The 20,326-nt window shown below is 70.6% G+C and carries 19 protein-coding genes; 7 read left to right on the top strand and 12 right to left on the bottom strand.

What is annotated here, in order from left to right:
- Window positions 1-56 precede the first annotated feature (56 nt).
- The 3 genes from tilS to dacB all read right to left on the bottom strand — a co-directional run bounded on the left by tilS (window position 57) and on the right by dacB (window position 3,997).
- On the bottom strand, window positions 57-1,130 hold the full coding sequence (gene tilS, locus HED23_RS32995; RefSeq protein WP_203186970.1) for a tRNA lysidine(34) synthetase TilS: 1,074 nt from the start codon (window positions 1,128-1,130) through the stop codon (window positions 57-59).
- A gap of 188 nt (window positions 1,131-1,318) precedes the next feature.
- On the bottom strand, window positions 1,319-2,464 hold the full coding sequence (locus tag HED23_RS33000) for a zinc-dependent metalloprotease (protein WP_203186971.1): 1,146 nt from the start codon (window positions 2,462-2,464) through the stop codon (window positions 1,319-1,321).
- 48 nt (window positions 2,465-2,512) lie between these two features.
- Complete coding sequence (gene dacB / locus HED23_RS33005; RefSeq protein WP_203186972.1) at window positions 2,513-3,997, bottom strand: D-alanyl-D-alanine carboxypeptidase/D-alanyl-D-alanine-endopeptidase; 1,485 nt, start codon at window positions 3,995-3,997, stop codon at window positions 2,513-2,515.
- Between the two features lie 86 nt (window positions 3,998-4,083).
- Between dacB and HED23_RS33010 the strand changes: the two genes are divergently transcribed.
- Both HED23_RS33010 and HED23_RS33015 read left to right on the top strand, forming a co-directional pair.
- Window positions 4,084-4,578: an inorganic diphosphatase gene (locus HED23_RS33010; RefSeq protein WP_104786950.1), complete on the top strand. Its 495-nt coding sequence runs from the start codon at window positions 4,084-4,086 to the stop codon at window positions 4,576-4,578.
- Between the two features lie 200 nt (window positions 4,579-4,778).
- Window positions 4,779-6,488 carry a threonine/serine ThrE exporter family protein gene (locus HED23_RS33015; protein WP_203186973.1) on the top strand — a complete coding sequence of 570 codons (1,710 nt, stop codon included), beginning with the start codon at window positions 4,779-4,781 and terminating at the stop codon, window positions 6,486-6,488.
- 64 nt (window positions 6,489-6,552) lie between these two features.
- Here the strand turns inward: HED23_RS33015 and HED23_RS33020 are convergent, their stop codons facing one another.
- On the bottom strand, window positions 6,553-8,055 hold the full coding sequence (locus tag HED23_RS33020) for a DedA family protein (RefSeq protein ID WP_203186974.1): 1,503 nt from the start codon (window positions 8,053-8,055) through the stop codon (window positions 6,553-6,555).
- Between the two features lie 148 nt (window positions 8,056-8,203).
- On the opposite strand from HED23_RS33020, the gene HED23_RS33025 reads away from it, so the two are divergent.
- The 3 genes from HED23_RS33025 to HED23_RS33035 are packed head-to-tail and all read left to right on the top strand — an operon-like array spanning window position 8,204 to window position 10,669.
- On the top strand, window positions 8,204-8,569 hold the full coding sequence (locus HED23_RS33025) for a YbjQ family protein (protein ID WP_203186975.1): 366 nt from the start codon (window positions 8,204-8,206) through the stop codon (window positions 8,567-8,569).
- Window positions 8,570-8,609: 40 nt separating this feature from the next.
- Window positions 8,610-9,233: an NAD(P)H:quinone oxidoreductase gene (gene wrbA, locus HED23_RS33030; protein WP_203186976.1), complete on the top strand. Its 624-nt coding sequence runs from the start codon at window positions 8,610-8,612 to the stop codon at window positions 9,231-9,233.
- 11 nt (window positions 9,234-9,244) lie between these two features.
- Complete coding sequence (locus tag HED23_RS33035; RefSeq protein ID WP_203186977.1) at window positions 9,245-10,669, top strand: glutamate decarboxylase; 1,425 nt, start codon at window positions 9,245-9,247, stop codon at window positions 10,667-10,669.
- A 15-nt stretch (window positions 10,670-10,684) separates the two neighbouring features.
- On the opposite strand, the gene HED23_RS33040 is transcribed toward HED23_RS33035, so the two are convergent.
- From HED23_RS33040 to HED23_RS33065, 6 genes are all read right to left on the bottom strand, one after another.
- Complete coding sequence (locus tag HED23_RS33040) at window positions 10,685-11,491, bottom strand: ABC transporter permease (RefSeq protein ID WP_203186978.1); 807 nt, start codon at window positions 11,489-11,491, stop codon at window positions 10,685-10,687.
- Window positions 11,488-12,450 (bottom strand): ATP-binding cassette domain-containing protein, encoded by a 963-nt coding sequence (locus tag HED23_RS33045; RefSeq protein ID WP_203187744.1) that lies wholly within the window; start codon window positions 12,448-12,450, stop codon window positions 11,488-11,490. The genes HED23_RS33040 and HED23_RS33045 overlap by 4 nt, the downstream gene beginning before the upstream one ends.
- 84 nt (window positions 12,451-12,534) lie before the next feature.
- The gene (locus HED23_RS33050) at window positions 12,535-13,176 is read right to left on the bottom strand and encodes a PadR family transcriptional regulator (RefSeq protein WP_203186979.1); all 642 of its coding nucleotides are present in this window, start codon (window positions 13,174-13,176) and stop codon (window positions 12,535-12,537) included.
- An 18-nt stretch (window positions 13,177-13,194) separates the two neighbouring features.
- Window positions 13,195-13,746: a DinB family protein gene (locus HED23_RS33055; RefSeq protein ID WP_203186980.1), complete on the bottom strand. Its 552-nt coding sequence runs from the start codon at window positions 13,744-13,746 to the stop codon at window positions 13,195-13,197.
- 95 nt (window positions 13,747-13,841) lie between these two features.
- A complete protein-coding gene (locus HED23_RS33060; protein WP_203186981.1) occupies window positions 13,842-15,299 on the bottom strand; it encodes an aldehyde dehydrogenase family protein in 1,458 nt (485 codons plus the stop codon).
- 54 nt (window positions 15,300-15,353) lie between these two features.
- Window positions 15,354-16,238 carry a helix-turn-helix domain-containing protein gene (locus HED23_RS33065; protein ID WP_203186982.1) on the bottom strand — a complete coding sequence of 295 codons (885 nt, stop codon included), beginning with the start codon at window positions 16,236-16,238 and terminating at the stop codon, window positions 15,354-15,356.
- A 339-nt stretch (window positions 16,239-16,577) separates the two neighbouring features.
- Between HED23_RS33065 and HED23_RS33070 the strand changes: the two genes are divergently transcribed.
- The gene (locus HED23_RS33070; protein WP_203186983.1) at window positions 16,578-17,117 is read left to right on the top strand and encodes an ATP-binding protein; all 540 of its coding nucleotides are present in this window, start codon (window positions 16,578-16,580) and stop codon (window positions 17,115-17,117) included.
- Window positions 17,118-17,200: 83 nt separating this feature from the next.
- Here the strand turns inward: HED23_RS33070 and HED23_RS33075 are convergent, their stop codons facing one another.
- Entirely contained in the window at window positions 17,201-17,443 is a 243-nt protein-coding gene (locus HED23_RS33075; RefSeq protein ID WP_033296523.1) for a DUF397 domain-containing protein, read from the bottom strand.
- A 266-nt stretch (window positions 17,444-17,709) separates the two neighbouring features.
- Between HED23_RS33075 and HED23_RS33080 the strand changes: the two genes are divergently transcribed.
- Entirely contained in the window at window positions 17,710-18,195 is a 486-nt protein-coding gene (locus tag HED23_RS33080) for a hypothetical protein (protein ID WP_203186984.1), read from the top strand.
- A 24-nt stretch (window positions 18,196-18,219) separates the two neighbouring features.
- On the opposite strand, the gene HED23_RS33085 is transcribed toward HED23_RS33080, so the two are convergent.
- On the bottom strand, window positions 18,220-20,301 hold the full coding sequence (locus HED23_RS33085) for an FUSC family protein (protein ID WP_203186985.1): 2,082 nt from the start codon (window positions 20,299-20,301) through the stop codon (window positions 18,220-18,222).
- Between the last annotated feature and the right edge of the window lie 25 nt (window positions 20,302-20,326).

Here is a 20,326-nt window from a genome sequence, read left to right on the forward strand (position 1 = left end):
CTGACTGCTCACCGGGACCGGACCGGCGTTTCGCCTGCACTTCAGCCGCTTGCGCTTCAGCTCTGCCGAATCACCAGTCTGCCACCCTGCCGCCGCACCTCGACGCGGCCGGGCAGGTTGATGGCGCCCTGGCCGCGCCAGCCGGTGATGAGCCGGTCGACTTCCTCGATGTGGCGGGCGAAGAGCGAACCCGCGGGCGCCCCGGCGTCGATCACGGCCCGGCGCAGCACCCGGCGGCGTACGGCGGGGGGCAGGACGGAGAGCTTGACGCACTCCAGCAGTCCGGCGTCGTCGCGGACCGAGCGTGCGGCCTCGGCGGCCCAGGTGTCGAGGGCGTCGGCATCGTCGCGGGAGAGCTGCGCCGTACGGGCGAGGGCTTCGACGACTCCCTTGCCCAGCGCCTTCTCCAGGGCGGGCAGTCCCTCGTGACGAAGCCGGGAGCGCGTGTAGGCGGGGTCGATGTTGTGGGGGTCGTCCCAGACGGGGATCGACTGGACCAGGCAGGCCTTGCGGGCCGTCTGCCGGTCGAGCTGGAGGAACGGACGGCGGTAGCGGCCGGCGGGTCCGGAGGCGGCGGCCATCCCGGAGAGCGAGCGGATACCCGACCCACGGGCGAGGCCCAGCAGGACCGTCTCGGCCTGGTCGTCACGGGTGTGGCCGAGGAGCACGGCCACGGCACCGTGGCGCTCCGCCGCGGCGTCCAGGGCGGCGTAGCGGGCGTCACGGGCGGCGGCCTCGGGCCCGCCGTCGCGGCCGACCTGCACGGCGACGGCCTCGACCGGGTCGAGCCGCATCTCGGCGAGGCGGGCGACGACCTCGTCGGCGCGGAGTCCGGAGCCGGGCTGGAGGTTGTGGTCGACGGTGATGCCGCCCGCGCGGACGGGCAGCTTGCGCGACTCGAAGGCGAGGGCGGAGGCGAGAGCCATGGAGTCGGCACCCCCGGAGCACGCGACGAGTACCAGTGGGGTGTCGGGCCGTTCGGGAAGTGCGGAACGCCGCCTGCCCGCCCCGGCTTCGGCGAACTCGGCGTGTCCGGCCTGTTCGGTGTGACGGTTGTGTTCGGCGACTACGTCCTGGAGTACGCGGCGGACCGCCAGGCGTATCGCCGCGACCGCTGGATGGGGACCCATGTCCGGTGCCCTTCGGGTGAAGTTCTGGGGAGGGTGCCTCCGAGCGCGGGACGTAGTCCCGTCACTCAGAGTGCGTCGATGGTGACAGAGCCAAGCTGCTCATCGAGCATTGCACGCCTTCCCATGCCCCTATGGTCCCTCGGATGGGTGATTGGAGAGGCAATCTTCTGCCACCGGACCGGCCAGGATCACGTATCCGTCCTGCGGTGCACCCGCGCCACCCAGTCCGCCGGTGCGGCGATCTCAGCCTTGGTGGGAAGGGTGTTGGGGGATGTCCACACCCGGTTGAAGCCGTCCATCCCGACCTCGTCCACCACGGCCCGGACGAACTTCTCGCCGTCGCGGTACTGCTGCAGCTTGGCGTCCAGCCCCAGGAGCTTGCGCAGCGCCAGGTCCAGCCGGCTCGCGCCGCGCGCCCTGCGCCGCTGGAACTTCTCCCGGATCTCGGCGACGGAGGCCACCACATCGGGACCGACCCCGTCCATCACGAAGTCCGCGTGCCCTTCGAGCAGGGACATCACGGCAGTGAGGCGGCCCAGGATCTCGCGCTGGGAGGGCGTCTGGACGATCTCGACGAGGCTGCGTCCGCGGTCGTCCCCCTCCTCCCCCCGCTCGCCCTCGGGCCGGCTGCCGCCCGAGAAGGCCTGAGCCGCCTCGCGGAGGCGTTCGAGCACGGTCATCGGGTCGACATCGGTCTCGTCGAGGAACGACTGGATTTCGCCCTGCAGATGGTCGCGGAGCCAGGGGACGCCGGTGAACTGGGTTCGGTGCGTCTCCTCGTGGAGGGCCACCCAGAGCCTGAAGTCGTGCGGATCGACTTCGAGTTCGCGTTCGACGTGGACGATGTTGGGGGCGACCAGCAGCAGCCTGCCGCCCCCCTTGGAGGATGCGGGGAACTCCCGGGTGGCGGGGGCGAAGGTCTCGTACTGCCCGAGGACCCTGGAAGCGAGGAACGACAGCAGCATGCCCAGTTCGACGCCGGTCACCTTGCCGCCGACCGCGCCGAGCACGGCGTTGCCCGGGCCGTTGCCCCGGCGGTCCTCCATCTTGCCGAGCAGGGGACGCAGCAGCTCACGGAAGCCGGCGACGTTGGCCCTGATCCAGCCGGCCCGGTCGACGACCAGGACCGGCGTGTCCTCGGGTTCGTGCCCGTCCGGGATCATCCGGGTGAACGAACGGACGTGCTCCTCCGAGGCCTTGGCATGCCGGCGGAGTTCCGCGACGACGGCGCGGGCCTCCTCGCGGCTGATCTCGGGACCCGGCCTCACGAACCGGGTCGCGGTCGCGACCGCGAGATTCCAGTCGACCATCTCGGCACCACCGATGCTCGTCATGCGTCAACCGTACGTGAGGTGGTCGCTCCGTGGTGGGGTGTCAGCCGCTCACCGGGTGCCTTCGGTGAGCGCGGCGGCCAGGGCGTCGAGTGCGGCTTCCGCCTCCTCCGGCGAGGTGGAGCCCGACGCCAGGAAGGCGAAGGCGAGCAGCCGGCCCTGGGAGTCGACCGCGGTGCCGGCGAGGCTGTTCACCCCGGTGAGAGTGCCCGTCTTGGCCCTGACCAGGCCGGTTGCGGACGACGTCGCGGTGTAGCGGTCGTCGAGCGTGCCACTGAATCCGGCGACCGGTAGGCCCGCGAGGACGGGGCGGAGCTCGGGGTGGTCCGGTCCGGCGGCGAGCGCGAGCAGCCGGGCCAGGAGCCCTGCCGTCACCTTGTCCGCACGGTCCAGGCCGCTGCCGTCCGCGAACCGGGCTCCGGCCAGCGGCAGGCCGAGCGCCTTCAGCCGGGCGGTGACGGCACGCCGGCTCCCGGCGAAGGAGGCCGGCTCCCCTGCCTTGATCGCGGTCTGCCGGGCCAGCGCCTCGGCGATGTCGTTGTCGCTGTTGGTCAGGGCCCGTTCGACCAGGGCGGAGAGCGGTGCGGACAGATGGGTGGCCACCGTCCGGGACCCGGCTGCCGCCCGCCCGGACGTGGGGGCGGGCCGGGTGGCGGCACCCGCCTCGTCGAGGAGGTCCGCGAACGCACGCGCGGCGTCACCCGCGGGATCGTCCGTACGGCGGGCCGGGCCCCGGTCGCTCTTGTCGAGGCGGCCCTCGTCGACCATGAGCGCGCTGACGGGCGCGATGTTCTCGTTGGGGCCGATGGGGTGGAGGGCCGGGCCGGAGTAGCGCGAGGTGTCGTACGTCAGCCGCACCGGTCCGGTGCCGCCGTCGCGCAGGGAGCGCGCCGTGTCGGCGGCCAGGGAGCGCAGGGCCGCCTTGTCCAGGGTGGGGTCGCCGCCGCCGACAAGGGTGAGCGTCCGGGAGTCCGGGGACAGCCTGACCGTCGTCGCGATGCGGTGTGAGGGGCCGAGCGCGGAGAGCGCGGCGGCAGCCGTGGCGATCTTCACCGTGGACGCGGGGGTCATGGGGGTGGCCGCGCCCCGGGCGTACAGCTGCTTGCCGGTGGCCGTGTCGATGACCGCGGCGGCGTGCACGGAGCCGAGTGCGGGCGCGTCCAGCAGGGGCTCGAGCGCGGTCTCCAGGCCGCTCGCGCCCGCCGGGGCGGTGAGACCGGCCGTGGCTCCGAGGGCGCTCAGGACGGCGGGTGCGCTGGGGGCGGGCTTCGGCCCGTCGGACGCCGGCCATTCGTGATGTGCGCCACCTGCGCGCTGCTGGACGGCCGCCCGGTCCCGCTCGGCCTTACGCTGACCGGAGTCCCAGGGACCGGCGGCCAGGACGGCACCGGCGGCGACCACCAGGCCGAGCACCGCGGAGCCTGCGACGAGCCGGAGGCCGTCCGGTCCGCTCCCACGCTTCAGGAACTTCGGGGCGTTCCACCTGCCCCACCTGTTCAACGGTTCGTCCGTCGGTCTGTCCACCGGCTCGGCCACCGTTGACCAGCCCCTTTCGCGAGCACTCATCTGCGTGAGGGACACTTAACCACCAGTCGTATGTGTTGATCATGGAGGAGCCACCCGTGGAGTTCGACGTCGTTATCGAGATTCCGAAGGGTTCGCGGAACAAGTACGAGGTGGACCACGAGACCGGTCGGATCCGTCTGGACCGTCGACTCTTCACCTCGACCAGCTACCCGGCGGACTACGGTTTCGTCGAGAACACCCTCGGCGAGGACGGCGACCCGCTGGACGCGCTGGTCATCCTGGAGGAGCCGACGTTCCCCGGCTGCCTCATCAAGTGCCGCGCGATCGGCATGTTCCGGATGACGGACGAGGCCGGCGGCGACGACAAGCTGCTGTGCGTCCCGGCGTCCGACCCCCGGGTGGAGCACCTGCGCGACATCCACCACGTGTCGGAGTTCGACCGCCTGGAGATCCAGCACTTCTTCGAGGTCTACAAGGACCTGGAGCCCGGCAAGTCCGTCGAGGGCGCCGACTGGGTCGGCCGCACCGAGGCCGAGGCCGAGATCGAGGCCTCCTACAAGCGCCTCGAGGCGCAGGGCGGCAAGCACTGACGTCATCCCCTCCGGCTTCCGCTTGACGGCGGGACGGCGTGGATCGCGGTACATGGGGCCGACCGGCCCAGCTGACCGTACGGACAACGGGCGGCGCACCTTCACCGGTGCGCCGCCCGTTGCGCGTGGTGGCCCATGTCCGTGCACATACTGGGCAGAAGCGCTCCCAGGAACGAGCGGTCGAGGAGGTTCGAGGTCGAGTGGTGGCGGAACAGGGCGGTCCCGAGGACCAGAAGCCCCAGTCCGACGAGGCGCACAGCGCCTTCGTCCCGCCGACCGGTGTGGAGCAGCCGGCGGCCCTGCCCGAGGACGACCACCCGACATCGGAGTTCGCCCTTCCGGCCGGCCTGCACACCGACCCGTCCGCGCCGTCCGGTCCGGGTTCCGCTTCCGGGCCGGGGGGCGGCGCGGCGTCCGACAGCCTCGCCTCCGCCTTCGTTCCGCCGAGCGGGTACAACGCCCAGCACCAGCCGCCCGCGTTCACCCCCGCGCACGGCATCCCGATGGTCCGGCTGACCAAGGAAGCCCCCTGGCAGGACCGCATGCGCACCATGCTGCGCATGCCGGTGACCGAACGCCCGGCGCCCGAGAGCGTGCAGAGGACCGACGACTCGGGCCCCGCCGTGCCGCGCGTGCTCGACCTGACGCTGCGTATCGGTGAGCTGCTTCTCGCGGGCGGCGAGGGGGCCGAGGACGTCGAAGCTGCCATGTTCGCGGTGACGCGTTCGTACGGGCTCGACCGTTCCGAGCCGACGGTGACCTTCACACTGCTGTCCATCTCGTACCAGCCGTCGCTGGTCGACGACCCCATCACGGCCAGCCGGACCGTGCGCCGCCGGGGCACCGACTACACCCGGCTGGCCGCCGTGTTCCGGCTGATCGACGACATCACCTCGGCGGAACACGTCGAGATCTCGCTGGAGGAGGCCTACCGGCGCCTGGCCGAGATCCGGCGTAACCGGCACCCGTACCCGGGCTGGGTGCTGACCGCCGCCGCCGGTCTGCTCGCGGGCTCGGCATCGGTGCTGGTCGGCGGTGGTGTGCTGGTCTTCGTCGTGGCGGCGGCGGGCGCAATGCTCGGCGACCGGCTGGCCTGGCTCTGCGCCGGGCGCGGGCTGCCGGAGTTCTACCAGTTCACGGCAGCGGCCATGCCTCCGGCAGCGATGGGCATCGCGCTGACCCTCACCCATTCGACGGATGTGCGGCCCTCCGCCGTGATCACCGGTGGGCTGTTCGCGCTGCTTCCCGGGCGGGCCCTGGTCGCCGGGGTCCAGGACGGTCTGACCGGCTACTACCTCACCGCGGGAGCCCGGCTCCTGGAGGTCATGTACTTCTTCATCGGCATCGTGGCGGGCGTACTGCTGATGCTCTATCTGGGGGTCCAGCTCGGCGCCGAGCTCAACCCGGATGCGCGGTTCATCACCAACGACCGGCCGTGGCTCCAGATCATGGCCTCGATGACCCTCACGCTGGCCTTCGCGATCCTGCTCCAGCAGGAGCGTTCCACCGTGCTCGCGGTGACCCTCAACGGCGGCGTGGCATGGATCATCTACGGGGCCATGGCCCGCACCGGGGGCATCTCACCGGTGGCGGCGACGGCGGTGGCAGCCGGTCTGGTGGGGCTCTTCGGGCAGCTGTTCTCGCGCTACCGCTACACCTCGTCGCTGCCCTACATCACGGCCGCGATCGGGCCGCTTCTGCCCGGCTCGGCGACCTACTTCGGTCTTCTCGGCGTCGCGCAGAACGAGGTGGACGACGGGCTCACCTCGCTCTTCACGGCGGTCGCCACGGCCCTGGCGATCGCCATCGGGGTCAATCTGGGGAGCGAGATCTCCCGGCTGTTCATGCGGGTGCCTGGTGCGGTCGAGGGCGCGTCCCGCCGTGCGGCCAAGCGGACCCGCGGATTCTGACCGCTCCGCGCACGAACGGCGCCCCGGTCCCTCACCGGGACCGGGGCGCCGTTCGTGCGTGCGCTCAGCGCCTGCTCTGCCACCCGTACTGATCCGGGTCGTCCTCCTGGCCGTTGCCCCGACCTGCCTCGGGCCTTCCGGTGCCGTACCCGCCGTCGTGTCCGCCGTTGTACGGGGCGGCCTGGCCGCCGCCGTACTGGCCACGCTGGTCAGCAGCGCCGTACTGGCCGCCGCCGTACTGAGCGCCCTGGCCCGCGGCACCGTACTGACCACCGTAGTGACCACCCTGGTCCGCAGCGCCGTACTGACCACCCTGATCAGCAGCGCCGTACTGACCGCCGCCGTACTGAGCGCCCTGGCCCGCGGCACCGTACTGACCGCCCTGGTCCGCAGCGCCGTATTGACCACCCTGGCCCGCAGCGCCGTACTGACCACCCTGATCAGCAGCGCCGTACTGACCGCCCTGGGCAGGTGCGTACTGACCACCGCCGTACTGACCGCCCTGGTCCGCAGCGCCGTACTGTCCCTGATCCGTGCCGTACTGACCCTGACCGCCGCCGTACTGGCCGCCTTGCCCCTGTCCGTACCGGCCGCCCTGTTCTGCGCCGTACCCCGCGCCGTACTGGGCACCCTGGCCGCCGCCGTACTGACCGCCACCCTGCTGATCGTCCTGCCCGTTGCCGTACTGACCCGGCTGACCGTTGCCGTACTGGGCGCCCTGGCCGCCGTACTGACCCGGCTGACCGTTGCCGTACTGGGCGCCCTGGCCGCCGTACTGACCCGGCTGACCGTTGCCGTACCCACCGCCGTACGGGGCTGCCTGGTCACCGGTGTACTGCTGGGTGCCACGGCCCTGGCCGTCGTCACCCGGTCCGCCGTGGGGACCGGCCGAAGGGCCGCCGTCCGAGGGGCCGTGGTCGTCGGCCTGCTGCGCGGCGCCTTCCTTCTTCGACTTGCCGCGGGCCCGCAGGAACTCGATCACGATCGGCAGCACGGAGACCAGCACGATCAGGATGAGGATCATCTCGATGTTCTCGTGCACGAAGTCGATCTTGCCGAGGGCTGCGCCGAGCAGCGTCACGCCGACGCCCCAGAGGATGCCGCCGACGATGTTGTAGGTGATGAACGCGCGGTAGTCCATCCGGCTCACACCGGCGATGATCGGCGTGAACGTCCGGACGATGGGCACGAAGCGGGCCAGCACCAGCGACTTCGGACCGTACTTCTCGAAGAACTCGTGCGCCTTCTCGACGTTCTCCTGCTTGAAGAGACGGGAGTCCGGGCGCTTGAAGAGCGCCGGTCCCACCTTCCGGCCGAAGAGATAGCCGACCTGGTCGCCGATGATCGCCGCCAGCGCGACCAGGACGCAGACCAGCCACAGGGGGTGCTTCAGATCGCCCGTCGTCACCAGGAGACCCGTGGTGAACAGCAGGGAGTCGCCGGGCAGGAAGAAGCCGATCAGCAGTCCGGACTCGGCGAACACGATGAGCAGAAGGCCGGGCAGCCCGAAGGTGTTGAGCAGATAATCCGGGTCCAGCCAGCTCGGGCCGAGCGCAAGCGTATTCAAGGGTCCGGGCTCCAGGTTGGTCGGTGTGCGCGGCTGCGTGGCCGCCCCAAGCTATCAACGCTGCGGCGGATGCCTGGGTTCCACTGGCGTAAGCAAGGATGCGCGCGGTACGAACCGGGGCAAAACTTTCCGCAGGAGGTGCCTCATCATGAGCATTGAGGACTACGGCGGCGGACAGACGCCCCGGGCGGACGTCATGGTCGTCACCACGAACGACGTACCCGGCTATCAGGTGACCGAAGTCATCGGCGAGGTGTTCGGGCTCACGGTCCGCTCCCGCCACCTCGGCAGCCAGATCGGCGCCGGTCTGAAGTCGATGATCGGCGGGGAGCTGAAGGGGCTGACCAAGACGCTCGTCGAGACCCGCAACCAGGCGATGGAGCGGCTCGTCGACCAGGCCAGGGCGCGGGGCGCCAACGCGGTGCTGATGATGCGGTTCGACGTGAGCGAGGCGGCGGACGTGGGCACCGAGGTGTGCGCCTACGGCACGGCGGCCGTGATCAACAAGTCCTGACCGGCCCCTGCTCCCCCGATTCCCCCCACGGAGGCCCCACATGCCCACGTCCGTCAATGTCGCCGTCATCTACTACTCCTCCACCGGCACCGTCTCCACGATCGCCGAGGCCATCGCGAAGGACGCGGAGAGCGCCGGGGCGCAGGTGCGCCTGCGCAAGGCCGCCGAGCTCGCCCCGCAGGCGGCCATCGATTCCAATCCGGCCTGGGCCGAGCACGCGAAGGCGACCGCCGGCACCCCCGAGGTCTCACCCGACGACATGGTCTGGGCGGACGCGGTGATCTTCGGCACCCCCACCCGCTACGGCAATGTCACCGCCCAGCTCAAACAGTTCCTCGACACGCTGGGAGGCCTCTGGCAGGCGGGAAAGCTCGCCGACAAGGTCTACAGCGGCTTCACCGCCAGCAGCACCACCCACGGCGGTCAGGAGTCCACCCTGCTGGCGCTGTACAACACGATCTACCACTTCGGCGGCATCCTGGTCCCTCCCGGCTACACGGACCCCTCGAAGTTCGTCGACGGCAATCCGTACGGCACCTCCCACGTCTCGGGGCAGGGCGACATCCCGGTCGGCGAGCAGACCCTGACCGCCGCGCGGGTCCAGGCCGAGCGAGTCGTGAAATTCACCCGGGCCGTCAAGGCCGGACTCGCGGCCGAGGACTGAGGGGACCTCCCATGCCTCTCCACCAGGGTTCGCACGGCAAGGCCACGCCCTCCGACGAACACCGCAGACTCGCCCTCAACCCGTTCTTCGGGGAGGCCGATCCGACCGCGCCGATGGTCGCGGCGCCGCCCAGACACCACCTCCCGGACGGCCCGCTGCCGCCCTCGACCGCGTACCGGCTCGTCCACGACGAGCTGATGCTCGACGGGAACTCCCGGCTCAATCTCGCGACCTTCGTCACCACCTGGATGGAGCCCCAGGCCGGTGTGCTGATGGGCGAGTGCCGGGACAAGAACATGATCGACAAGGACGAGTACCCGCGCACCGCCGAGCTGGAGCGGCGTTGCGTGGCGATGCTCGCCGACCTCTGGAACGCCCCCGATCCGGCGTCCACGGTGGGCTGCTCGACCACTGGCTCAAGCGAGGCCTGCATGCTGGCGGGGATGGCGCTGAAGCGGCGCTGGTCCGCCAGGAACGCCGACCGCTATCCGGCGACGGCGCGGCCCAACCTCGTGATGGGCGTGAACGTCCAGGTCTGCTGGGAGAAGTTCTGCACGTTCTGGGAGGTCGAGCCCCGTCAGGTACCGATGGACGGCGAGCGATTCCACCTGGACCCCCAGGCCGCCGCCGAGCTGTGCGACGAGAACACGATCGGTGTGGTCGGGATCCTCGGCTCCACCTTCGACGGTTCCTACGAGCCGATCGCCGATCTCTGCGCGGCACTCGACGACCTCCAGGAGCGCACCGGCCTCGACATCCCGGTGCATGTGGACGGGGCGTCCGGGGCGATGGTGGCCCCGTTCCTCGACCAGGACCTGGTGTGGGACTTCCGGCTGCCCCGGGTGTCCTCGATCAACACGTCCGGCCACAAGTACGGCCTGGTCTACCCGGGTGTGGGCTGGGCGCTGTGGCGCTCCCCGGCCGAACTGCCGGAGGAGCTGGTCTTCCGGGTCAACTACCTGGGCGGCGACATGCCGACCTTCGCGCTGAACTTCTCCCGGCCCGGCGCGCAGGTGGTGGCGCAGTACTACACGTTCCTGCGACTGGGCCGGGAGGGCTACCGGGCCGTTCAGCAGGCGTCCCGGGACATCGCGCGGCACATCGCCGCGGAGTTCGAGGCGCTGGACGATTTCAGGCTCCTCACCCGGGGCGACGAACTCCCGGTGTTCGCGGTGACGACGAAGCCCGAGGTGACGGCCTACGACGTCTTCGACGTGTCGAGGCGACTGCGTGAGCGCGGCTGGCTGGTGCCCGCGTACACCTTCCCCGCCAACCGCCAGGACCTCTCGGTGCTGCGCGTCGTATGCCGCAACGGCTTCTCCTCGGACCTCGCGGAGATGCTGGTGGACGATCTGCGCGGGCTCCTGCCCGAACTGCGCGCCCAGGCGCATCCGTCGACCCGGGACGCGGGCGCCCGGACGGCCTTCCACCACTGACGCTCCCGGGCGGGTTCAGCGGCTGAGCCGCGCGAACCTCCGGACCGCCAGCGGGAAGAACACCGCGAGCAGCGCCAGCGGCCAGAGAACCGCGAGGAGTCCGGCGTGTTCGGCGGCCCAGGAGCCCGACGGGCCGCCCGGGTTGCCGAACAGGCCGCGTACGGCCGTCGCCGTGGCCGACATCGGGTTCCACTCGACGACCGCGCCCAGCCAGCCCGGCATCGACTCCGGAGGCGCGAAGACGTTGGAGAGGAAGCCCACCGGCCAGACCAGGATCTGCACGGTCTGCACCATCTCCGGCCTGCCCGCCACCATCGCGAGCTGGATGCCGGCCCACAGCATCGCGAACCGCAGAAGGAGCAGCAGCCCCAATGCACTCAGAGCAGCGGCCGTACCGTTGTGCCAGCGCCAGCCGAGGGCGTATCCGACCCCAGTCATCACGGCGAGCGCGGCCACCGACTGGAGCATGTCTGCGGCGCTCCGGCCGACCAGGACGGCGCCCGAGACCATCGGCATGGAACGGAACCTGTCGATGACGCCTTTGTCGAGGTCCCGGGTGACGGCAAGCATCGTGCCTTCCAGGCCGAAGGCCATGGTGAGCGCGAGCATTCCGGGCACCAGGAACTCCGTGTTGTCCCCGTCGACCCCGCTGCCGCCGCCGACCAGGTAGTTGAACATCAGGAGCAGCATCACCGGAAAGACCAGACCGACGACCACCTGGACCGGCTGCCGCGCCCAGTGGGCGAGTTCGCGCCTGGTCATCGTCCAGGAGTCGGCCAGTGCCCAGCCGACGCGTCCCGGTCCCGCCGTCGCCGCACTCATGCCGCCGCCTCCGCGTCCATGGGGGCGTGGGCCCCGCTTCCGGCTCCGGTGAGGGCCAGGAACACCTCGTCCAGCGTGGGGCGGCGGACCGCGATGTCCTCCGCCTCGATGCCGGCGTCCTCCAGCGCCCGGACGGTGCGGGTCAGAGCCTGCATACGGTCAGGGGCGGGTGCGCCGATCAGCCGCCGGTCCACGTCCACGGTCGCCCCCTCACCGAGCAGTGCCGCCGCCTCGCGGAGCCGGTCGGTGTCGCGGACGACCACGTCGATACGGTCACCACCGACCATGGCCTTGAGCCGGTCGGACGTGCCCTCCGCGACGGCCCGGCCGTCGTCGATCACCGAGATCCGGTCGGCCAGCTGGTCCGCCTCCTCCAGATACTGCGTGGTCAGCAGGACGGTGGTGCCGCCGGCGGCCAGGGATCGCACGGCGTTCCACACCTCGGTCCGCCCTCGTGGGTCGAGTCCGGTCGTGGGCTCGTCCAGGAAGAGCACCTCCGGATCGGTGATCAGGGACGCGGCCAGGTCGAGGCGCCGCCGCATCCCGCCGCTGTACTGCCTGACCGCCTTGCGTCCGGTGCCGGCGAGCCCGAACCGCTCCAGCAGTTCGTCGGCGCGCAGCCCCGCCCGTCGTGCGCCCAGATGGTGAAGCCGGCCGAACATCTCCAGGTTCTGCCGGCCGCCCAGCTCCTCGTCCACCGCGGCGTGCTGCCCGAGCAGCCCGATCCGCCGCCGTACCTCCGCCGCCTCGGACCGCACGTCGAAGCCCGCCACCTCCGCCCGTCCGCCGTCGTGCCGCAGCAGGGTCGCCAGGACGCGTACGGCGGTGGTCTTGCCCGCCCCGTTGGGCCCGAGCACCCCGTGGACCGTTCCACGCCGGACGGCGAGATCGAGGCCGTCCAGAGCTCGCTTCTCCCCGTACCGCTTGCGCACTCCTTCGACGACGATCGCGTCGCTCACGGTGCCCACCAGCCCCTCACTCCCTTTAGTCAAACTTGACTAGTAATCGAAGATAAACCCACCCGAACCATTCGTCAAACTTGATTAGTGGACATCCCCGGGGTCGGGGGCCCCGGTGGCGTAGGGATTCTCCTGCCCCTCCGCGAGCACCCCGACGAAGGGTTCACCCTCTCCGGCGAAGGAGTACGCCCCGGCCTCGATCCGGGCGATCAGGCCGCGGGTCCACTCGGCACCCGCGTCCGCCGAATGCACCCACATGTTCATGATCTCGCCGATGTGCCCTAGGGACTCCGGACCCTCCGACGGCGTGTAGTGCTCCGTGACCGAGGCCCGCCACCCCTCGATGGCGGCGACGCGCTCCCGCAGCAGCGCGACCGCCTCGGCCCGTTCCAGATCGACGATGAAGCCGATGCCCGCCGAGAGCACGTCCACGGCCTGGTCGTACGAGGTCAGCGAGGCCCGCAGCAGGGTGAAGAACTCCTCGCTGCCGAGCTCGGTGATCTCGTACTCGGTGCGGGGCGGGCCGCCGGCCGTGGACGGGGCGGTCTCATGGGCGAGCAGCAGTCCCTGTTTCGCCATCTGCTTGAGTGCGTGGTAGATCGATCCGGGCTTGGCGTTCGACCACTCGTGGGCGCCCCAGTACTCCAGGTCGTTGCGCACCTGATAGCCGTGCGCGCGGCCGTGCTGACGCACGGCGCCGAGGACCAGGAGACGGATCGCCGACATACCACCCATCCTTCGTATTCAACTTTGACCAGCGTAGCCCGCCTCCTCGGCGACCAGATCGAGGGCCTTCCTGCCGTCCAGCGTCTCGCGGAGGATGTCGGCATGCCCTGCGTGGCGGCCGGTCTCCTCGACCAGATGGACAAGCAGCCAGCGCATGGAGCAGCAGCCGTCCTCGGGGAACCAGGGCGCCGGGGGAAGCGGGAAGGTGTCGCTCATGCTGTCGACGTCGTGACGGATGAAGGCCTCCGTCTCCGAAGCGACCTCCGCCCAGAACTCCAGCATCTGCGGGATGGTCTCGCCGCCCACGAGCCGGAAGCCGTCGGCCCACGTGTCCGCGTTCCGCTCCTTCTCGTTGTGGCGCCCCTGCGCCATCCGCAGCCAGTTCAGCTCCATCTCGGCCACGTGCTTGAGCAGCCCGGAGAGGGACAGCTCACCGACGCCGGGACGGCTCGCCGCCTGTTCCTCGGTGAGGCCGAGCACCGAGCGCCGGATCGCGCCGCGCTGTGCCTCGACGAAGGCGAGGAGCGTGCCGCGCTCGTCGTGAGCCTCCGCCTGGACGTGAGTGACCATATTGCCTGCCTTAGGTCGGCCGTGACGGTTGTGTGCGTGCTTGCACCGTCAACGCACGGACCCATCAGGTCGGATGCTGTCCTCGATCCGCCCCGTCAGAAGGGGAAGACCGTCCGCCCGTGCTGCACCGAGATCCACTTCCGGGTGGTGAACGCCTCCACGGCGGCCTCACCGTTCAGCCGCCCCATGCCGGACCTCTTCTCGCCCCCGAACGCGACCGCCGGATCGTCCTGCACGGTCGCACCGTTGACATGGAACATCCCGCCGCGGATACGCCGGGCGAACCGCACCCCGCGCTCGGCGTCCGCCGTGTGGACGGCGCCGCTCAGCCCGTAGGGGCTGTCGTTGACGATGCGCACGGCGTCGTCCTCCCCGTCGAAGGGCACCAGCAGGGCCACGGGGCCGAAGATCTCCTGCTCCAGCAGCGGTGACCCCTCCGGCAGTCCGGTGAGCACGGTCGGTTCGACCAGGTTTCCCCGCGTGCGGCCGCGCACGAGCGCCATGGCACCGGCCTCGATCGCCCCGTCGACCAGCGCGGTGAGCGCCTCGGCCTGGAACGCGCTGATGACCGGCCCGATACGGGTGCCGGGGTCACGGGGGTCCCCCGACGTGAGGGCGGACACCGCGGCGGTGAAGCGCCCGGTGAACTCCTCCTCCACGGACCGGTCCACCAGGATGCGGTTGGCGGCCATGCTGACCTGCCCCTGGAACAGGAAGCGGCTGTAGACGGCCGCCTGGACCGCGTGGTCGAGATCGGCGTCCTCCAGCACCACGAGCGCGCTGTTGCCGCTCAGTTCGAGGATGGTGCGCTTGAAGAGCCCGGCGGCGACGGCGGCGACATGGCGGCCGACCCGGTCCGATCCGGTGAACGAGATCACCTTGGGAACGGGGTGCTGGATGAAGGAGTCGCCGATCTCGGCGCTGTCGGTGATCAGGACGTTGAGGAGCCCTGCGGGCAGCCCCGCGTCCTCGAAGATCCGGGCCACCAGGCCGCCGCCGGCGACCGGGGCGTTCTGATGGGGCTTCACCACGACCGCGTTGCCGAGAGCGAGCGCGGGGGCGACGGTCTTCACCGTCACCAGGAACGGGAAGTTGAAGGCACTGATCACTCCGACGACCCCGACGGGCAGCAGGTAGACCCGGTTCTCCTTGCCGTCGGCGACCGACGGCAGGAGCCCCGCAACCGGGCGGAGAGCCTGTCCGGCGGCCTCACGGAGGAACTCCTGTGCCGCCCGGACCTCGTATTCGGCCCTCGCCCGCGTGCCACCGAGCTCTTCGATGATCAGCTCGGTGATTTCACCGCTGCGTTCACCGACGAGCCGTACGGCGTTCTCCAGAACAGCACGCCGCTCATAAGGACTGCCCGCCGCCCATTCCCGCTGCGCGCGTTCGGCGGCCCGGTAGGCCAGGTCGACTTCCGCCGCGGTGGCCACGGTGACGGAGCAGAGTTTTTCGCCGTTGTACGGATTGAAATCAATGATGTCCCACGCACCGTTGCCGGTCAGCCACTCGCCGTCGATGTACTGGCGGGCCAGTTCACTGGGGAAGGACATGCAATCCCTTACTGCAGGCGCAGACTCCTGTCGGTCCGTCATCGTATCTGCGAATCAGGCCAGTTGAAGGAGTCCCCGGAGAAGATCCCGGCTCTCCTCGGGCCCCGGGCTGTCCTCGTGGAGCCGGACCATGGCCTTTTCGTACTGGGCGACTTCTTCGGCCTTGTCCAGATAGAGCGCACTTGTCAGCTGCTCCAGATAGACGATGTCCGACAGATCGGATTCCGGAAAACGCAGCATGGTGAATGCCCCGCTCTCGCCGGCATGACCGCCGAAGCTGAAGGGCATCACCTGGAGGGTGATATTCGGCTGCTCCGACATGTCGATCAGATGCCGCAATTGCGCACGCATCACCTCACGCCCGCCGTACGGACGGCGCAGGGCCGCCTCGTCGAGCACGGCGTGGAAGCTGGGTGCCCGCTCGGAGACGAGGGCCTTCTGCCGCGCCAGCCGCAGCGCCACCCGGCGGTCGATCTCCGCCTCGGGCGCGCCGGGCATACCGCGGGCGACGACGGCGTGGGCGTACGCCTCGGTCTGCAACAGTCCGTGGACGAACTGCACTTCGTAGATCCGGATGAGCGAGGCCGCCCCCTCCAGACCGATATACGTCTGGAACCAGCCGGGCAGCACATCACCGTAACTGTGCCACCAGCCCGCCACGTTGGCCTCACGGGCCAGGCCCAGGAGCGAATCCCGCTCCGCCTCGTCCGTGACTCCGTACAGCGTGAGCAGGTCCTCGACGTCCCTGGCCTTGAAGCTCACCCGTCCCAACTCCATGCGGCTGATCTTCGATTCGGAGGCGCGGATGGAGTAGCCGGCCGCCTCACGGGTGATGCCGCGCGACTCGCGCAGGCGCCTGAGCTGTGAGCCCAGCAGGATGCGCCGCACCACAGAACCACTCGACTCGCCTGCCGACACCGGCTTACCGATCCTCCCCATCGCTTCCCGTACACCGGAGCTCCCCCGAACCCCGGAGGCGGATTCTGCCACCAAAACGCTTCAGCCCGTACTCATTCGATTACAGAAATGGCAAGACTTTCCGAAAGCTCCAAAACTATGAAGCGGAAGAAATTAGTCCGAACCGGCACGCTATCGGGCAGAACCGCCGCGTGCACGTGCATCTGCCCTTGCATCTGCCCTGCGCATTCGGAACCATGGTCCTCGCGCAGTTGCGTGCTCGTTCGTGTTGTGCCGCTGTACCCGCAGTGCCCGCCAGAAGCAGTGCCGCTACAGCCGCGAATCCCGGGAGTGCCTCGTATGGGGACGAATGGATCGACGATGCTCGAGCCGTTACGGCAGGGGCTTCCCCCCATCGACCTTTCGGCGGTCGCTGGTTCTGCCTCCTGCACACTGCCTGCGCGGTTCGAAGCGGTGGGCGGGGCACGGCGGTTCACCCGTACGACACTGACCTCCTGGGACCTGGGCGACCGCTTCGACGACGTCGCCCTGGTCGTGTCCGAACTGGTCACCAACGCGCTGCGGCACGCCCTTCCCGCCGATCCGGCACGCGAGCGCCATGACCCCTCCGTACGGCTGCACCTGATGCGCTGGACCTCGCGCCTGGTGTGTGCGGTGCGCGACCCCAGCGAGAAGGGGCCGGTCGCGGGTGAGGCGCCGGATTCGGCCGAATCCGGCCGGGGACTGTTCCTCGTCGAGTCGTTCAGCGACTGCTGGGGCTGGCACCCCTCCCCCGTCCCGGCCGGGGACACACCGCCCGACGGAGGGCTCGGCAAAGTGGTCTGGGCCCTGTTCCGGCTGACGGACCACGTGGCGGCGGAGCGCCCCGTCCCGGTCGACAGGTTCACCGAGGGCCTGTAGGCGCGGCGGGCGCGCCGTGCGTCCCGGCGCGTGACGGCGTGCGGCAGCACGGCCGGTGGCCGGCGGTCTTCTCCCCCGCGCGGTCAGCCGCCCGCGGCCAGGTGGTCGAACTCCCCGTCCTTGACGCCGAGCAGCAGCGCCTCGATCTCGGCCGGTGTGTAGACCAGCGCGGGCCCATCGGGGTGGCGCGAGTTCCGCATCGCCACATTTCCGCCGGGCAGTTTCGCGAACTCCACGCATGAACCTTGGGAGTTGCTGTGTCTGCTCTTCTGCCAGACGACCCCGCGAAGCTCTGTGGCCGCCATGCCGTTGTACACGTGGTGCACAGGACGCTCCCCGAGTTGCAAGGTGCAAATGTCAACTAGCTCGGATCATAGCTGTGTTCATATGCCAATGCATGAGCAGATGCACGTGCACGTGGGGTGCGCGGACGACTACAGCTTTGCCCCGGATCCGTTCGCCCTTCCCCCACCCTCTATGAGGAACAGACGAACGGCACGCCAATTTGGCTCCCACTTACCGGAGTTGTTCTGTTCACCCCTGGTAGCTTGGCGCGGTCTTTCGGTCGTGAATCAACAAGGGGGAACTTCCTATGGGCAGGCTTCCGCGCTCCGGCGCCCTTCTCGCCGCCGGACTCGTCGCCGCGCTCGCACTCACGGCCTGCGGCGGTGACGCCTCCGACGCGGACAAGGACCCGGGCGGCTCACCTGCCCCCGCGCAGACCTCGCCGCCCGAGGCCGACGGTGCGGGAGGTGGAGCCGGCGGCCCTGACGTCGCGGCGCTCGAAGGCACCTGGACGGGCACGTCCGACGGCCAACCCGTCGTCCTGTCGGTGGCCTCGGGCAAGGCGGCACTCGCGACCGGCCGGCACGTCTGCCAGGGCGAGGTGAAGGACATGGGCAAGGTGATGGTCGCGTTGAAGTGCCACGACGGGAACACGGACCGCACCATGGGGACCGTCGAGTCCAACGACGGCAAGAAGCTCGTCGTCTCCTGGGAGGCGGGCGCCGAGGACACCCTGTCCAAGACGGACGCCGCCGCGCCGCCGCCGGGCCTGCCCGAGCTGCCCACTCCCTGACGCGCCGCTTCCGCCGGGCGCCCCTCAGGCCCGCCCGCTGCTGATCTCAAGCGCTCGGGAGAAGTCCTCCAGGGCGCGGAGCAGCAGGGTGGCCCCGTTCCGCACGAAGGAATCCGGCGGAGGGCCCGGGGCCGCGTCCCTGCTCGCCAGCGCCTCCCTGACCGGCTCCCAGTCCGGCACGCGGCGCTCCCGCACCGCCTTCGCGCCCTCCTCGGTGGCCCGGCGCAGCGCGTCGGCCAGCCCGACGGCCTCGGGCACGGGTGTCGCGGACGCGGCGGGGAGGTGGGCCTCCATGAGCATCGCGACCCGGCCGAACTGGGCGAGCGCGTCCTGGGCGTCCGCCGCCGAGGTCCTGGAGATGCCCCGGTGGCGTACGGGCTCGTGCCGGGCCGTCTCCAGCGCGTCCTGCCAGGCGATACGCGCCTCCCGGGTGGTGAGGAGAGCGGTGCGTACGTCGTCCAGGCTCCTGGATGCGGGGTCGGCGTACCGGTCGAGGACCGTGGCCGCGTAGCGCCCGTCCGTGATCACCCAGTTGGCGAGCCGGTCGCGCAGCCTCGGAGTCTCCCAGGCCGGGTAGACGGCGTAGGCCGCCATCGCGAGGAGACCTCCGGCGAGGGTCAGCACGACCCGCTCGGGCACGGTCTGCGACCAGTCGTCGCCCGCCATGCCGAGCAGGAAGACGACGTAGGCGGACACGCAGACCTGGCTCACCGCGTATCCGGTGCGCATCAGCAGGTACATCAGCCCCGCGCAGACGACGGCGAGAAGGGCGGAGAGCTCCGCGTTCGGGTGCGCGGCCTGCACGATGCCGGTGGCGACGGCCACGCCGAGCACGGTGCCCAGGAAGCGGGCCACCGACCGCGAGTACGTCTGGGTGAATTCGGGGCGCATGACCATCACGGCGGTCATCGGAGCCCAGTAGCCGTGACCGAGCGGCAGGAGCCCGCCGAGGACGTAACCCGCCGCCGTCACCACCGACACCCGCTCGGCGTGGCGCAGGATCGTCGACCCGCGGCGCAGCTCGCGGCGCATGGAGCGGTAGATGACGGGGGCCAGCCGCATCAGGGTGGGACGGCGGCGGTGCGGGACGAGGGGTTCGCCGGGCGTCCGGTCGTCCGTGCCGGTTCCCTCGGCGATCTCGATGACGTCGGCGAGCAGTGAGGTGAGCCGGTCGGCGGCCCGGCGGGGCGGGCCGGTGAGGATGACGTCGGTGTCGGGGGACTTCAGTACGGAGAGCGCCGTCTCGTCCAGCCGCACCGGGTCCCCGTGGCGTACCGCACGGGCCGCGGAGTCGAGCAGGGAACCGGCGGCGCCGAGGATCTCGCGCGCCCAGTAGCGTTCAGGGCCCTCCGCCGGGACCCCCAGGGCAGGATCCGCCAGCGAGGCGAGCACGGGCCGCAGCCGTTCGGCGACCCCCCGCGCGCCGTGCAGGTCGGCGGGGCGGCGCCGGGCCTCGCGCGGGGTGACGGCGGCGGCGTTCCGCGCGGTCATCAGCGGTACGGGGTCGAAGGGGGCGACCGGGTCGTGCCGCAGCCTTCGGGCGTAGTCGGCCTCGGCCGCCAGGGCGTCGGCCAGGGCGTCCCGCTGGGCACCCCACCTGCGGACCGGGAACAGCACGATCAGCGCAGCCTGGACCAGCCCGCCGAACGCCATCATCGCGGCGTGGGCGGCGGCGTCGGCGACGGAGGTGGGCAGGGTGATCGTGACCAGCATGATCGCGACGTTGGAACCGGCGATGATGCCGCCGGTCGGCCCCGCCGCCCAGGTCATCCCGGCGGCGAACGTCCAGAGGACAAGCAGGACGAGGAACAGCAGGGTGTGGGACACGGTGACGTAGCCGATGAACGTCGACACGGCCAGACTGGCACCGGAGACCAGGGCGAGCACCGGCCGGGGGCGCCAGCTGCGCTGGAAGGTGGCGATGGCGGCCTGGAACGCGCCGAAGGCGGAGCCGGCGGCGATCGCCGGGCCGAAGAGGGCCAGACTCACCCCGACGACGAGGGCGAGGCCGGCGGCGCCCCGCACCGCGATGAGCGGTTCGAGACGTTGCCGCTCGATCGTCAGCCCCGAGCGGGCGGTCTCCTTCAGCGCCCGGAGCCAGCTCATGGACCGAGCGTAGCCGGATTCTCGG

This window comes from Streptomyces pratensis (assembly GCF_016804005.1).
GTDB lineage: Bacteria > Actinomycetota > Actinomycetes > Streptomycetales > Streptomycetaceae > Streptomyces > Streptomyces pratensis_A.

Excerpts from the sequence above, each read along its gene's own strand:
- HED23_RS33025 (WP_203186975.1), top strand. The coding sequence starts at position 8,204 with ATGAGCATTGAGGACTACGGCGGCGGACAGACGCCCCGGGCGGACGTC.
- HED23_RS33085 (WP_203186985.1), bottom strand. The coding sequence starts at position 20,301 with ATGAGCTGGCTCCGGGCGCTGAAGGAGACCGCCCGCTCGGGGCTGACG.
- tilS (WP_203186970.1), bottom strand. The coding sequence starts at position 1,130 with ATGGGTCCCCATCCAGCGGTCGCGGCGATACGCCTGGCGGTCCGCCGC.
- HED23_RS33080 (WP_203186984.1), top strand. The coding sequence starts at position 17,710 with ATGGGCAGGCTTCCGCGCTCCGGCGCCCTTCTCGCCGCCGGACTCGTC.
- HED23_RS33000 (WP_203186971.1), bottom strand. The coding sequence starts at position 2,464 with ATGACGAGCATCGGTGGTGCCGAGATGGTCGACTGGAATCTCGCGGTC.
- wrbA (WP_203186976.1), top strand. The coding sequence starts at position 8,610 with ATGCCCACGTCCGTCAATGTCGCCGTCATCTACTACTCCTCCACCGGC.
- HED23_RS33060 (WP_203186981.1), bottom strand. The coding sequence starts at position 15,299 with ATGTCCTTCCCCAGTGAACTGGCCCGCCAGTACATCGACGGCGAGTGG.
- HED23_RS33070 (WP_203186983.1), top strand. The coding sequence starts at position 16,578 with ATGCTCGAGCCGTTACGGCAGGGGCTTCCCCCCATCGACCTTTCGGCG.
- HED23_RS33055 (WP_203186980.1), bottom strand. The coding sequence starts at position 13,746 with ATGGTCACTCACGTCCAGGCGGAGGCTCACGACGAGCGCGGCACGCTC.
- HED23_RS33040 (WP_203186978.1), bottom strand. The coding sequence starts at position 11,491 with ATGAGTGCGGCGACGGCGGGACCGGGACGCGTCGGCTGGGCACTGGCC.
- HED23_RS33050 (WP_203186979.1), bottom strand. The coding sequence starts at position 13,176 with ATGTCGGCGATCCGTCTCCTGGTCCTCGGCGCCGTGCGTCAGCACGGC.
- HED23_RS33065 (WP_203186982.1), bottom strand. The coding sequence starts at position 16,238 with ATGGGGAGGATCGGTAAGCCGGTGTCGGCAGGCGAGTCGAGTGGTTCT.
- HED23_RS33035 (WP_203186977.1), top strand. The coding sequence starts at position 9,245 with ATGCCTCTCCACCAGGGTTCGCACGGCAAGGCCACGCCCTCCGACGAA.